This window comes from Acetobacter musti (assembly GCF_011516835.1).
Lineage (GTDB): Bacteria > Pseudomonadota > Alphaproteobacteria > Acetobacterales > Acetobacteraceae > Acetobacter > Acetobacter musti.
Genome location: NZ_WOTB01000010.1, coordinates 139,253 through 152,935 on the forward strand (window position 1 = coordinate 139,253; position 13,683 = coordinate 152,935).

The 13,683-nt window shown below is 64.8% G+C and carries 11 protein-coding genes and 1 pseudogene; 7 read left to right on the top strand and 5 right to left on the bottom strand.

Translation table 11 applies throughout. The annotated features are described in order from the left end of the window. Nucleotides 1-30: 30 nt before the first annotated feature. On the bottom strand, nucleotides 31-1,212 hold the full coding sequence (locus tag GOB93_RS09550) for an L-dopachrome tautomerase-related protein (RefSeq protein WP_173583271.1): 1,182 nt from the start codon (nucleotides 1,210-1,212) through the stop codon (nucleotides 31-33). Nucleotides 1,213-1,568: 356 nt separating this feature from the next. On the opposite strand from GOB93_RS09550, the gene GOB93_RS09555 reads away from it, so the two are divergent. The 4 genes from GOB93_RS09555 to GOB93_RS09570 all read left to right on the top strand — a co-directional run bounded on the left by GOB93_RS09555 (nucleotide 1,569) and on the right by GOB93_RS09570 (nucleotide 5,595). Then, entirely contained in the window at nucleotides 1,569-2,597 is a 1,029-nt protein-coding gene (locus tag GOB93_RS09555; protein ID WP_173583272.1) for an LLM class flavin-dependent oxidoreductase, read from the top strand. A gap of 4 nt (nucleotides 2,598-2,601) precedes the next feature. After that, complete coding sequence (locus tag GOB93_RS09560; protein WP_173583273.1) at nucleotides 2,602-3,531, top strand: LysR family transcriptional regulator; 930 nt, start codon at nucleotides 2,602-2,604, stop codon at nucleotides 3,529-3,531. A gap of 17 nt (nucleotides 3,532-3,548) precedes the next feature. Next, nucleotides 3,549-4,067, top strand: a complete 519-nt coding sequence (locus GOB93_RS09565) for an ureidoglycolate lyase (RefSeq protein WP_173583274.1) — start codon at nucleotides 3,549-3,551, stop codon at nucleotides 4,065-4,067. Nucleotides 4,068-4,161: 94 nt separating this feature from the next. Beyond that, nucleotides 4,162-5,595, top strand: coding sequence for a solute carrier family 23 protein (locus tag GOB93_RS09570; RefSeq protein WP_242010665.1), 1,434 nt, complete (start codon nucleotides 4,162-4,164; stop codon nucleotides 5,593-5,595). 24 nt (nucleotides 5,596-5,619) lie between these two features. Here the strand turns inward: GOB93_RS09570 and GOB93_RS09575 are convergent, their stop codons facing one another. The 4 genes from GOB93_RS09575 to GOB93_RS09590 form a co-directional block, all read right to left on the bottom strand. Then, nucleotides 5,620-6,576: an efflux RND transporter periplasmic adaptor subunit gene (locus tag GOB93_RS09575; RefSeq protein ID WP_173583275.1), complete on the bottom strand. Its 957-nt coding sequence runs from the start codon at nucleotides 6,574-6,576 to the stop codon at nucleotides 5,620-5,622. A 132-nt stretch (nucleotides 6,577-6,708) separates the two neighbouring features. Continuing rightward, the gene (locus tag GOB93_RS09580) at nucleotides 6,709-6,909 is read right to left on the bottom strand and encodes a DUF1656 domain-containing protein (protein ID WP_173583276.1); all 201 of its coding nucleotides are present in this window, start codon (nucleotides 6,907-6,909) and stop codon (nucleotides 6,709-6,711) included. After that, entirely contained in the window at nucleotides 6,909-8,906 is a 1,998-nt protein-coding gene (locus GOB93_RS09585; RefSeq protein ID WP_173583293.1) for an FUSC family protein, read from the bottom strand. The genes GOB93_RS09580 and GOB93_RS09585 overlap by 1 nt, the downstream gene beginning before the upstream one ends. Before the next feature lie 437 nt (nucleotides 8,907-9,343). Then, the gene (locus tag GOB93_RS09590) at nucleotides 9,344-10,510 is read right to left on the bottom strand and encodes a GNAT family N-acetyltransferase (protein WP_173583277.1); all 1,167 of its coding nucleotides are present in this window, start codon (nucleotides 10,508-10,510) and stop codon (nucleotides 9,344-9,346) included. Between the two features lie 68 nt (nucleotides 10,511-10,578). On the opposite strand from GOB93_RS09590, the gene GOB93_RS09595 reads away from it, so the two are divergent. The 3 genes and pseudogenes from GOB93_RS09595 to GOB93_RS09605 all read left to right on the top strand — a co-directional run. Further along, entirely contained in the window at nucleotides 10,579-11,475 is an 897-nt protein-coding gene (locus tag GOB93_RS09595) for an SDR family NAD(P)-dependent oxidoreductase (protein WP_242010666.1), read from the top strand. Nucleotides 11,476-11,886: 411 nt separating this feature from the next. Then, on the top strand, nucleotides 11,887-12,936 hold the full coding sequence (locus tag GOB93_RS09600) for a glucokinase (protein ID WP_173583278.1): 1,050 nt from the start codon (nucleotides 11,887-11,889) through the stop codon (nucleotides 12,934-12,936). Between the two features lie 174 nt (nucleotides 12,937-13,110). Then, nucleotides 13,111-13,575 (top strand): annotated as a pseudogene (locus GOB93_RS09605) (SOS response-associated peptidase family protein); the annotation flags it as partial. Nucleotides 13,576-13,683 lie beyond the last annotated feature (108 nt).

Here is a 13,683-nt window from a genome sequence, read left to right on the forward strand (position 1 = left end):
CGGGTCTCAGGGCAGCGCCCTGACCTCAGATCACTGCCCCCGCGCCGCCGGCGTCAGAGGCGCAATCCGCACCATCACATACGGCCGCTCCTGCATGTCCCGTCCATCATGAAACACCGGCAGCCGCGACCACTGCCCCACCGTCAGCAACAGCGAATCCCCGTCAAACGCCAGACTGTCCGGCGCAATCAGACGCGGGTCCTGCGCCACGACCGACAAAGCCCCGTCCTGCGCCCGCCGCACCACCGCATGACGCTCAATATCCGTCAGATAAAGACTGCCATCCGGCGCCGTCGCCATCCCGTCCATGATGCCGACCTCGCCCTCATCCTTCACAGCCGCCTCAATCGCAGCTTCGGACGCAGCCGGATCGGACAGCACCGCCGTCGGCGCACTGTAGAGACGACGGGACGACAGCGGCGACCAGTACAGCCGCGAGGAATCCGCGCTCAGCGCCACCCCGTCCACGCCACCCTGCGCCACCGTGGGATGCTCCGGATCATAACGCCCCAGACGCCCGTCCGCCTCCATCACCAGACCCGGCACCGGACTCACCGAAACCGTCTCCGCCAGAATCCGCCGCGCCCGCCCGCTGGCCAGATCGACAACCACCAGCGCCGGATGCGTCGTCTGAGACGTATCGCTGATATACGCCGTCCCGGCCTCGCCATGCGTCAGATCAACCCGCACATCGTTGACATGACTGTCCGGCAGCAGCGCCGGCTCACCCAGCGCATACCGCCGGACAATCCGGTTCGCCTTTGGATCGATATGCAGCAGCGCCGGCTTCTGCCGCGCCTTACTGCCCGCCCGCGCCCCCTCGTCCAGAAGCCAGAGCTGCCCGTTCCCGTCCACCGTCATGCCCAGCGGCGAAATCATCCGCCCCTGCGCCCCGGCCGACGGAAACGGCACCAGACCCGAACCCGTCCACACCGCCAGAACCGGCCCGCCATGACGCTGCGCGCTCACCGGCAGCGACAGCACAATCCGCCCGTCCGGCAGCCGCGCAATCCCCGACGCCTGCACCTGGGGAAACCGCGCGACAACCGTCACATTCCCCGTCGGCGTCCAGCCGTGATCCACACTGTCATCCGCCCGCGCCACCCCGGACACCGCCCCGGACGCCACCAGCAACGCCCCTGCCGCCGCCACACAGAGCCGGACACATCCCCGGCCAGAACGCGATCCCGGGATCAGAGAAGACTGTTTCATTATCCGGCTCTCTCTTCCTGCTTCCATCACAAACGCTGCCTTCCTGACACAACATGCCGCCATTCCGAAACCGCCCGGCCGCGCCCCGGAGAAAACACCTCCGTGACACCGGAACACCGTCCCGGAAAACACCGCCATCCGGACATGTAGCCTTTTTCGCAACACCATGAAGCGTATTCTCGTCTTGCCGGCACACCATACGCCTCCTAGCATCCGGTCCGGACTCAGAATGAATACACCCCGTCTCCCTCAGAATCCGTGTCCCGCATTGTTCCGGAACCAGACCATCAGCAGACCCGGAACAGAAAAAACCCTTGCGCCGAAATGAGCTCTCATATCCTGAAGGATATCGCCACATGACCGCACGCACCCCGCTCCGCATGGGCGTCATGGATCAGGGCTGGGCGCCCGCCGGATGCGACGACGTCACCGCCCTGCAGAACACGGCGCGGCTCGTGCGCGTGGCGGACGAGCTCGGCTACGACACAGCCTGGATCGGCGAGCATCACCATCAGCGCCCGGACAAACCCTTCTGGGGACGAATTTCAGCCACGGAAGTATTTCTCGGCTATGTCGCGGCGCAGACACGCTCCGTCGCGCTCGGAACCGGCGTGCGGATTCTCGGCACCACGCCGGTCCTGCGCACCGCCGAGGAAATGACCACCCTCGCCGCCCTCACCGGCGGCCGGGTGGATTTCGGCATCGGATCGGGCTTCGGACAGTTCGGCATGAAAAGCCGCGCGGAACGCATCGCGGAATTCTGCACAACCCTCGACGAACTGCTCCTCATCCTCCGCGAAAAAGCCCCGGACGGCACCCCGCCCGTCTCCCCTTCCTCCCCCGTCGACATCACGACACGCCTGTGGGCCGCGGCCCGCGACGAAGGCATGGTGGCGCATCTCGCGAAAACCGATATCAATCTCGTCGTCGGCCAGGCCGAGCCCGCCGTGACACAGGCCGGATATATCCGCTCATACCGGCAGGCAGGCGGCCGGGGCCGCACACGCGGCGTGCGCCTCGTCTGCGTCGCGCCCACCCGCGCCCAGGCCATCGCCGACAGCGAAAAAGCCGCGGAACTCTATTATGAGATGTTCAGCCAGATGGCCTATCACAAAGAAGCCGTCAGCAGGGGCCTCATCCGGGAAACCCCCGCCGATCACCAGGAACTCCTCAGCCAGATCCACTTCATCGCCGGCACGCCCGACGACGTCATCCCACCCCTCGCCGACTACATCGCCACCACCGGCATCAGCCAGCTCGATATCATGGTCAATATCCCCGGCATGAACCCGGCCCACGCCGAACGCACTCTCCGCCTCGTGCAGACCGAGGTGCGCCCCGCCCTCACCCCCGCATATGCACATACACATGCGGGGGCGGCATAAATCCATGCGCCCCCGTCTCCACGTCCACCTGACAGCGCTCCGCTACTTCATCGAAACCGCGGATGCCGGCTCGATGCGCACCGCGGCGGACCGGCTCAGCGTGTCGCCGTCATCCGTCAACCGGCAGATCCTGAAACTCGAAGATCAGCTCGGCTGCAAACTGTTCGACAGAATCAATGACGGCGTCGCCCTCACCGCCGCCGGCAAGGTCCTGCTCGCCTGCGTGACGCGCGTGGAACACGACCTCGAAACCGCCGCCACCCTGATCGACGACCTTCGCGGCCTGAAACAGGGTCATATCCACATCGCCTGCGAAGACGGCATCGGCCGCGATTTCCTGCCCGGAACCCTGGCCGCATTCCAGGCCGAGTTTCCTAAAGTCACCTACACCATCACCGTCCGTCCCTCCGTCGGCATCTTCAGCATGATCACCGACGGCACCGCCGATATCGGCCTGGCGATGGAACCGCCCGCCCCGGCGGACATAAAAGCCGAAGCCGCCGAAATCATGCCGGCAGGCATCATCACCGCGCCAGGACACGCCCTCGCGCATCACCGCACCGTCACGCTGCAGGATCTCGCCCCGCACCGCCTGATCCACTCCCGCATCGGACTGGGCGGCGTCGCCCTGTTACCCGCCGGCACCGATCAGGAGCCTCCCTTCGTCAACACCAACTCCCCGGATATGACCACCAGCCTCGTCCAGGCCGGCCTCGGCATCAGCATCCGCACACCCGTCGGAATCATCAGCGACATCGAAACAGGCCGGATCGTTTTCATTCCCATCGCCGAACATCAGGCCAGCCCGCCGAAACTCTGCCTCTACAGCCGCCGGCACCGCGGCCTCTCCATCGCCGCCGAAAAACTGGCGCAGCGTCTCTCCGCCGACCTCCCGTCCTTCCGCAACCGCGTCCGCGCCCTCGTCACATCCTGACATCGGAGGAAATCCAGATGAACACTGCGGCAACAAACAACCCGGCGACACCCGCTCCCCTCCCGGTCACCGACATCACCGCCGAAACCTTCGCCCCGTTCGGCACCCTGATTCCGCCGGCGGAAGACGGCGTTCCGTTCGGCCCCCAGGACGCACAGCTCCACCTCTCCGAAGGCATTCCCCGTTTCTACATCATGCGGATTCCGGGACGCGGCAACGTGATCGACCGCATCACCCGCCACCGAAAGGTCACTCAGGTCCTCGCCTCGGCAGGCACAAACCCCTGGCTGATCGCGGTAGCGCCCCCCGACGATCCCGACTCTCCCGACGCCACCCCCGCCCGGGACGCCATCCGGGCATTCCGTATCCCGCCCGGCGTCGCCATCATGCTCTTCAGCGGCACCTGGCATGCCGGCCCCCTGTTTGAAAAAGACACCGAAGAAAACTTCTTCAATCTAGAACTGGCCGACACCAACGTCACCGATCATCACACGGAGGCGCTGTCCCCGCCCTTCGAACTCATCCCCCCGCCCTGAGCCCGTCCCGGACGCCCTCCCGCAGCGCCGTTGCAGCAGCCTCCCCGTCTTGCCCTCTTCCCCGCCCGGGCATTACGCTGGCAGAACAACCCATATGCCGGAACAGGAAGAGGTCATGCTACGCTGGACAAAAGTCACCGGCGACCAGATCGTCCTGCCCCGCCAGCGCCTCTCCTGGCCGAGAACCGCCCTCCTCGGCATCCAGCACGTCATCACCATGACCGGCGCGACCGTCCTCGTGCCAAGACTGATGGGCTTCGACCCGAATGTCGCCGTGCTGTTCTCCGGCGTGGGCACGCTGCTGTTCTTCATTCTCATGAACGGCCGTGTTCCGAGCTATCTCGGCTCCAGCTTCTCCTTCATCGCCGTCGTCAACGCGGCGACAGGCTATGCCGGCCACGGCGCGAACAGCCAGATCGCCCTCGCATGCGGCGGAATCCTCGTCTGCGCCATCCTCTACGGCGCCATCGGACTGGCCATCATGGCCACCGGTCCCGCCTGGATCGAACGGCTCATGCCCCCGCCCGTCACCGGCGCCATCGGCTGCTCCATCGGCCTCAGCCTGGCCCCCTCCGCCCTGCAGAGTCTCCAGACCGACACAGTCTCCCTCATCAGCGGCCTCGTCACAGCCGGAACCCTCATGGTCCTGACCGTCACCGCCCCGCCCGCCATCCGTCAGACCTCACTCCTGATCGCGGCATTCTGCGGCTCCGTCACCTACGTCCTCGGCGCCAACTGGCTCCACGCCGCGCCGCCGGTCGATTTCAGCATCTTCCGGCACGCCCCTCTCTTCGGCATGCCGCATTTCGTGACGCCACACTTCGACCCCCGCGCCATTTCCATGATCGCTCCGGTCGCCATCATTCTCGTCGCCGAAAATCTCGGCCACATCAAAGCCCTCAGCGTCCTCACCGGCCAGCCCCTGGACAGACTGTCCGGCCGGATCTTCGCAGCCGACGCGGCAGCAACACTCGTCGCAGCCTCCGCCGGCGGCACAGGCGTCACCACCTATATCGAGAATATCGGCGTCATGGCCATGTCCGGCGTCTTCTCCACCGCCATCTTCCCCGTCGCCGGCCTCTTCGCCATCCTGCTGGGCTTCTCCCCGCTCTTCGGCGCGGTCGTCACCTCCATCCCGGTCCCGGTGCTGGGCGGCCTGATGATCGTCGTGCTCGGACTCATCTTCGCCAGCATGATCCGGCTCTGGACCGACAAGGCCGTGGATTTTTCCGATCCCGTGAACATGCTCACCGTCGGCGTCACCGTCATCATCGCGGCGGCAAATCCCACTCTCTTCGTCTGGGGCATGCCTGTCGGCGGGATCTTCCTCGCCAGCCTGGCCGCAATCCTGACATTCAGCCTCCTGCGGCGCCTGCAGAAACGGAGCCACCGCGCCACGGCCGACACGCCACCGGACCTCACCCTCCCGCCATCACCCGAAGCAACGCTCTCCATCCACGGATCTTCCCCGTGTAACACCAGGCAGGTCCGTCAACCCGGACCGGCCACAGCAACTCCGCGATCCTGACTCCCTCGTCAGAGGGATAGCCCCTCAGCGCCGCGTCCCCGCCCCGACCCCGAACGCCGTGTCATGCAGCCGGTCGAACGCATCATGCAGCGTGTCATGCGCCCGGTGCCCCTTGCTGCCCACAACCGTCACCGTCGCCGTCATGCCCGCCGTCACCGTCACACCCGCCGGAACCCGGTCGATCTGCACCCGCACCGGAATGCGCTGCGCCAGACGCACCCACGTATAAACCGGATCGACAACCGGCAGCCCCTGAACACCCGACGTCGCATTCGCCGTCGCAATGCCCCGCGTAATGCTGACCACATGCCCCTCCAGCGGCTCCCGGAACCCCATCAGGTCCACCCGCACCCTGTCGCCGATATTGATCGATCCGATCTTGGTCTCCTCGAAATACCCGTCCACCCAGTAGGAGCTCTGATCGATCACCGTGATGTTGGATTTGGCCGCCGTCGCGTAATCCCCCACCCGCATCGTCAGATTGTTCACACTGCCCGTCACCGTGCTGCGCACATGCGTACGGTCGAGATTGATCTTTGCCTGGGAAAGCTGCGCCAGAGCCTGCGCATATTCAGCCTGCGCCACCTGCGCCGTGGCCTCGTAAATCTGCTTCTCCTCGCGGGACGCCGCCGCCTCGGTCAGCCTGTCGCGCCGCGCATGCTGCGCCGCCTTCAGAACCATGTCCGCCCGCCGCTGATCGGCAACCGCCGTCGCCACCGCCACCGCCACCTTAAAATCGAACGGATCGATGTCGTAGAGAACATCCCCCGCCCGCACGAACTGATTGTCATGAACATGCAGCGCAATGATCTGACCGGACACGCGCGGCGCGATATTCGCCGCCTGAACACGAACCTGCCCGTTCCGCGTCCACGGAGCGGAGGTGTAGTAATCCCACAGAACAAAGCCCGTAATCGCTGCGATAATCAGAATAATGCCTGTCGTGGTGTACTGAAGAACCCGGCGCGCCCGCTCAAACAACTGTCAGTCCCCTCGACATACAATCCTCCGTCTCACCCGCCCGAATCCCGGCGGGCGCCATCCGCAACACCGCCCGCGGCCCGGATTCCGCTCCCTGCCTCACACCGTCACTCCTCCCGGTCACGCCCGTCATCAGAGCATGATCGTGTAAACGCCGGTGAAAATGATCAGCAGCCCGAACTCCGCAAGCGGCACGTTCCACATGAAGCGGTCGAGCCGCAGCTTCGTGATGACAGGCCGGAGAACGACAACCGTCAGAAGCCCGAGCCCCACATGCACGATGAAAGACGACACCAGCAGGCCGCCCACATCGAGAACGGATCTGAGCTGCACTACATCGCCCTCCAGCGCATCTCCGGCACCGGAAGAATGTCATAGAGCGAAATCGCCGACCGGTTCCGCTCCAGCAGCCGGATCGCACCCTCCATACCCGACACCGCGCCCAGCACGGTCGCCATTTCCCCGTGAGGCAGATCAACAGACAGTGCGAGAAGCATATCCGCGTGGATCGTCATCCGCGTGATCGCGGACTCCACATTGTAAATGATCGTCGAGCGCAGCGCCGCCTCCGCCTCCGCGCGCACCTTCGGAATCGTCGCCGCCCGCTCAAGATGCCGCCGCGCACGCGCCAGCGCGCAGTTCAGATCGTCCAGACTGGCCAGCCGCCTGAAAACGCGCTCCTTCGTCCGTCCCGGCGGCAAATAGGTGTTCCACATCAGAATCCGCGTCAGACGGTCATAATGCCGGCTGATCAGCGCCGATCCCGCCTGCTCGCCATGACCCTCGAACTGCCGGTGCAGATCATGCCCGATCGAAATCGCCACCCGAAACCGCCGCGACCGCGCCGAAGGCGGCATCAGCAGCGTCAGCGCAATGAAAATGATCACCGCCGCAAACAGATACTGCTCGTTGCGATCGATAAAAGCCGCCGGATCGAAGCTCTGCCTGTCCGCAACCCCGAGAATCACAAAGAAAAACACACCGGCATTGAACCCGATCGCCGAAGTCTTCGGATTGAGCAGCAGCAGACACCCGCCAAAAATCACCGGCAAAACCGCCAGCGCGAAGAAGACCATGTCCGATCCCTTCGTCAGCACGCCGAAATTCAGAATCGCCGCCGTCACAACCGCCAGCGGCATGCCAATCAGCGCCCCCATGCCGAACGCGCGCACATTATAGGTCGTCGCCGCCAGAGTGAGCACGATCGCCGTCTGGGAAAGCGCCGCATAGCTCTCGGGAATCCCGCTGAGAATGCAGAGCCCCGCCGCCATCGAAAACCCGACCAGAAGCCGCAGCCCGTTCAGCAGCGCCATCGTCACGTCCTGATGCGAGACAATCCGGAACTCCGGCGCCTGCGTGCGCGCCCGGCCCCCGTTATGAACGCAGTCCACACCATCCTTCGCCCAGCGCCAGTAAGACAGCAGAGACATCGTGCGCTCGACAAACCACGCCTCCTCGATCGTCAGACGCGTCTGCTCGCCCGCCGCGTCCAGATGCGTCTCCCGCGCCAGCTGCTCCAGATCCTCCACCGCCTCGCGTGAGGACATCGCCGCGTTCCCGTCGCCAAACGCCGCCCGCACCCGCTCGATCACCGCCGGCGCAATCGTGCCCCGCTCCAGCGCCATCGCAATCGCCCGGCTGCAGTTCATCATCTCCAGAAGCGCCACCATCGCCGACCGCGCCCCGATCATGCGCAGCCGCCCGTCCGACATCTCCGTCCGTGCAAAGGACACCTGGGATGTCAGCGCCATGATCTCGCCGGCAATCCCCGCCAGCGCCGTCACATCCGGCACGGAATGCCCCGCCACCGCATCCCGCGAAATCCGGCCAACAACCTTCGCAACCGTGTCCAGACCGGAACACAGCTTCGCCCACGCCGTCGGCGACCCGAACACGTCGTTCACCGCCGCCGTCGCCGCAATGCCAATCACAATGGCCGACACACGATTGACGGTGACGTCATACGCATTCTGCGGCGCATCAATGCACCCGATCGTAATCAGAGCCACCGTGTACCCGGCCAGCATCGCCGCATAGGCCCGGAAATCCCGCTCCAGCGTTCCCATGATGCAGCAGAAACTCAGCCACAGCGCCACGGCGCCCAGCAGCAGAGCCCGGTCCTGACTGAAACAGGCCGTGATCGCGAGCGCCACAAACGCCCCGACAAACGTTCCCGCAAGCCGGTAGAGCGCCTTGGACAACATCTGGCCGCGCAGAGGCTGCGCCAGAATCATCACCGTCACAGCCGATGAACCGGGAGAGGAAATCTGCAGCCAGAACGAAGCCGCAAGCGCAACCGCAACCGACAGCCACGTCCGCACGCAGAACATGAGCCAGCCGGGAGGAAAGAAACTGCTCTTTACATGAGGCAGCCAGAACAGATTTCTCACAGACCACGGCGAATGGCCTGAAGTCTTCCCAACCGCGTTCACCCCACTTTCCAATCCAGCAGTCACAGCACAAGGCAGGCCTTATTACTCGGCCCGCAATCCCCGGATGACAAATGACAAAACATGGCGGTCCATGCATAAAAGATCAGTGTGCTATTCAGTGCCCGCCCATCAACAGACAGTTATCACTCTGCCGGAACTGATCTTTATATTCTTTAAGAGCAGGGCGCTGCCCTGCACCCGGAAGGGGTCGCAGACCCCTTCACCCCTTAATTAACAAAACCGGGATCAAAGGGACCCGTCCCTTTGCGGGGTTCGGGGCAAAGCCCCGAAAGAACCCGCTCCGGTAACCACCCGGCTACCCCGGCCGGCAGCCGCTACAGCTCCCGCGAATACACCCGGTGCCGCTTGCACGGCTCAGGCACAATCCGCTCAATCAGCCGCCGCATCGGCAGATTGGTCTCCAGCACCCAGCCCAGCTCGATCAGCGTGTAAGGCAGCTCGTTCCCCCGGTTCATCAGCTCGCGGATCAGCAGCGCCGGCAGCATCGCCCCCAGCGCCGTCCCGGAAATCGCCTTGCTGACCCCCAGCAGAATCACCCGCGCCGACCCGAACTCATGCCGCAGCAGACGCACACCCAGCTTCGCCCAGCCCAGCGGCGACGGCGCCCCGCCAAGATCGGCCGACACATCGAACACGTTCGGCACCACCAGCGCCACACCCGCCGGCTCTCCGTCCTGCTCGACCAGAACAAAATGCTCGTCCCGCAGAATCGGCCGGATCTCGCGGATCATCGCCGCCATCTCATCCGAGGTGTAGGGAATGAACCCCCAGGTGTCGCGCCAGGTGCCGTTATAAAGATCCCGGAGAATCTCCCCGTCCCGCACCAGATTGCCCGAATCGAGCCGCCGCACCGAAAGACCGCCCAGCCGCCCCTCGCCAACCTTCAGCGCCCGCGGAACAATATGCGCCGCCTCCGCCTCCGGCCCCATCTCCATATGATAGGCCAGAACGTCCATCGCCTTCGTCAGACCCGCAGCCCGGACCGCGCTGTCCAGCCAGACGGGATGCCACGGCATCATCACCATCGGCCGCGCCGACTGCCCCTCGATCATCAGGCCATATTCGCCGTTGCTGTTGAGCGTCCACGGCCCCAGCATCACCGTCATGCCCCGCTCGCGCAGCCAGTCAGCAGCCGCCTCCAGCAGAACCGGCACCGCCTCCGGGTCCGTCACATCCAGCGCGCCGAAAAATCCCGTCCGCCCGGTCAGCCCCGTCTCCTCCGAGACCTCCCGCGTCAGAAAATCGATCTGCGCGGAGATCCGCCCCACCGGCCGCCCGTCACGATACGCCAGAAAATACTGCGCCTCGCCATGGCCGAAAAAAGCGGAATGCTTCGGATCGAGCAGCGTGCGCTGCTCCATGTCCAGCGGCGCCACATAGCCCGGCATCCCCGCATAAAGCCTGCGCGGCAGACGGATAAATGTCGAAAGCTGGCGGAATCCCCCGACCGGTGTGATGACAATGCGCGCCGGCTGGGTCATGAACTCTCCCTGAAAGCGCGCGCAATTCCGCACGCGGACATCCGCCCCGTCCAGGGCGGATCTGTGGCATGGACATACCGTTGAACGACACCGCTGCCAACGCAATGACACGCAACCGCATTCTGACGAGGGGACGACATATCCTCACAAGGCTCACAGGCTCAACCCGCAGAACCAAATCAGTCCACGCTCCGGTCGCAATCCTGATCACCGGCGCCTCTGGCGGCATCGGCCAGGCGCTCGCCCTCCGCTACGCCGCACCAGGCCGGACCCTGATGCTCTGGGGACGAAACCCAGAGCGTCTGGACGCCCTCGCCACCTCATGCCGGCAGCGCGGCGCCCGCGCCTTCACCCGCCAGATCGACCTCACAGACGGCGAAGCCGCCATCCGCCACTTCCGCGACGACGACAGCGCCACCCCCTTCGACACCGTCATCCTGTCCGCCGGCCTGTCGGACATGAAACGGGCAGCCGACAAAACCGAACAGGCCGAAACCGTGCTCCGGCTCGCCCAGGTCAATTACGCCACCCCCGCCGCCCTCACCATGGCCGCAGCGGACAGAATGCAGCAGCGCGGCGGCGGCGCCATCGCCCTGATCGGCTCCGTCGCCGCCAGTCACGACCTCCCCTTCGCCGCCGGCTACGGCGGCTCGAAAGCCGGACTCGCCCGATTCGCCAGTTCCACCCGCCTCGCCCTCGCCCCCCTCGGCGTCCGCGTCACCCTCATCGCCCCCGGCTTCGTCGACACCGCCATGAGCCGGCGCATCATCGGCCCCAGGCCCTTCCTCGTCTCCGCCGACACCGCCGCCCGCCACATCATCCGCGCCCTGAAACAGAACCGCCACGAAATCGTCTTCCCCTGGCCGTTCTCCGCCCTGCGCCTCATCGACCGCCTCACCCCCCGCCCCCTGCGCGAAGCCATCATGCGCCGGATCAGCGCCGATCAGCATCCCTCCACCGACTGAGACTCCCGCATCAGAACCCGGGCCAGTCCCGGACAGAATGCCAGCCAAAGCAGGCAGATCTCACGGGGCGCTGCCCCGAACCCCGGCAGGGAGCGCGGCTCCCTGCACCCTGATTTGTTTTAAATAAAGGGATCGAAGGGGCCGCGCCCCTTCGCGGGTTTCAGGGCAGCGCCCTGAGCTGACACCCCCGGCGCCCCTTCCCGCCACCCCATCCGCACGCTTAAATGTGACCCGTCGCTCCTTCATCCTCGCCCGGCCTTTCACCGTTTCAGCTCCACCGACCCGACGCCCGCCCCACAATCTCAGAAAACTCCCTCGTCACCCCCGGCCGCCGCAGGGGAGACAACCGACCGGCAGTCAGAAGCCACGAGCCGGCTCCCGCAGGACCACTCCGAACCAGGGACACGATTCATGCAAAATTCGGCTCAGAAACCGGAACAGGATCAAAGCCGGAAAGAAACACCGTCCGGCACCAGTGCGGCGCCCCAGGACATCGTCGCCGCCGATATCGGTGGCACCCATGCGCGATTCGCCATCGCCCGCGTCGAAAACGGAACCGTCACCTCCCTGGAAGACCCTTTCATCCTGCGCGTGGCAGACCACGACACATTGCAGGACGCATGGCACGCATTCGGCAGACAGGCGGGACGCCCCCTCCCCGCCCATGTCGCCATCGCACTCGCCTGCCCCATCCAGAGCGAAGTGCTGATCATGGCCAACAACCCCTGGATCGTCGTCCCCGCCGACCTGCCGCGCGACCTGAACATCGAACCACCCCTCTTCCTCAATGATTTCGAAGCCGTCGCCCACGCCATCGCCAGCCTCGACATCACATGCCTGCCCCATCTCTGCGGCCCGGACCGCCCGCTGCCCGCGGACGGCACCATCGTCGCCATCGGACCGGGCACCGGCCTCGGCACCGCCAGCATCATCCGGCGCGGCAGCCAGACCCTCGTCTGCGGCGCGGAAGGCGGCCATACAGGCTTCTCACCCTTCAACGATTTCGAAGACCGCCTCCTCCACCGCCTGCGCTCCGTGCATGGCCGCGTCTCGGCGGAACGGATCATCTCCGGCCCGGGCATCATCCCCCTCTGCGCCCAGCTCGCCCAGGACACAGGCGAAGCCTGGCGCGACCTCGGCGACAAACAGCTCTGGACCCTCGCCCTGGAAGGACATGACCGGCTGACAAGAGAAGCAATGAGCCTGTTCTGTCAGGCCCTCGGCGGTTTCGCCGGCGACATGGCCCTCGCCCACTGCGCCACCGGCGTCGTCGTGGCCGGCGGCCTCGGAAAACGCCTGATGGACATCCTGCCCACCTCCGGCTTCGCCGACCGCTTCATCGCAAAAGGCCGCTTCGAGGAAATGATGCGCAAAATCCCCGTAAGAATGATCCATTACCCTGAACCAGGCCTGTTCGGCGCCGCCTCCGCCCTGGCCCGAAAACTCGCCCACACTTCATAATAGAAAATAGAAAACAAAAGTTTCCGGGTGCCGCCTTTTTCCAGAAAGGCGGCGTATTCTGAATCTTTCTGAAAAAAAACTCGGCCAGAAACTTCTTTATAATTCAAAGGATTTCACAAGAAGACTTTTGAAGCAGCCCCTAAGACCGACCGGGAAGCAAAGCAGGCGACCACCATGTGCAACCTCTACCAGATGCTCTCCACCCAGCACGAAATCCGCGACATCGCGCGGGTTCTCCTGGACCGGACCGGAAACCTCCAGCCGCTGGAAGGTATTTACCCGAACACAATGGCGCCGGTCGTGCGCAACACGCCGGAAGGCCGAGAACTGATCATGGCCCGCTGGGGCATGCCGACACCACCCTCCCTGCTGAGAGGCCGCACCGACCGGGGCGTCACCAATATCCGGAACACGAAATCTCCCTGGTGGCGCCGATGGGAAAGCGTCGAACACCGCTGCCTCGTCCCCCTGACCGCCTTCTCCGAACCCGAACGCCTGCCGGATGGCACCTCCCGGCCAGTCTGGTTTGAGCGCCAGGACGGCGTGCCACTGGCGTTCTTCGCCGGCATCTGGTGCCGGTGGACCTCCATCCGGAAACTGGCGGACGGCGAGACAACGGACGACCTGTTCGGATTTCTTCTGTGGTTGCCGTCCGTTATGCAAGAGTTTTCTGACCCATATTGACGTGTGATCGTGTGCGGTCTTCTGTAAGGCCTGTTGATGTGGCCTTTCAGAAGCCACTGGCCA

Excerpts from the sequence above, each read along its gene's own strand:
- GOB93_RS09550 (WP_173583271.1), bottom strand. The coding sequence starts at position 1,212 with ATGAAACAGTCTTCTCTGATCCCGGGATCGCGTTCTGGCCGGGGATGT.
- GOB93_RS09555 (WP_173583272.1), top strand. The coding sequence starts at position 1,569 with ATGACCGCACGCACCCCGCTCCGCATGGGCGTCATGGATCAGGGCTGG.
- GOB93_RS09560 (WP_173583273.1), top strand. The coding sequence starts at position 2,602 with ATGCGCCCCCGTCTCCACGTCCACCTGACAGCGCTCCGCTACTTCATC.
- GOB93_RS09565 (WP_173583274.1), top strand. The coding sequence starts at position 3,549 with ATGAACACTGCGGCAACAAACAACCCGGCGACACCCGCTCCCCTCCCG.
- GOB93_RS09570 (WP_242010665.1), top strand. The coding sequence starts at position 4,162 with ATGCCGGAACAGGAAGAGGTCATGCTACGCTGGACAAAAGTCACCGGC.
- GOB93_RS09585 (WP_173583293.1), bottom strand. The coding sequence starts at position 8,906 with ATGTTCTGCGTGCGGACGTGGCTGTCGGTTGCGGTTGCGCTTGCGGCT.
- GOB93_RS09590 (WP_173583277.1), bottom strand. The coding sequence starts at position 10,510 with ATGACCCAGCCGGCGCGCATTGTCATCACACCGGTCGGGGGATTCCGC.
- GOB93_RS09595 (WP_242010666.1), top strand. The coding sequence starts at position 10,579 with ATGGACATACCGTTGAACGACACCGCTGCCAACGCAATGACACGCAAC.
- GOB93_RS09600 (WP_173583278.1), top strand. The coding sequence starts at position 11,887 with ATGCAAAATTCGGCTCAGAAACCGGAACAGGATCAAAGCCGGAAAGAA.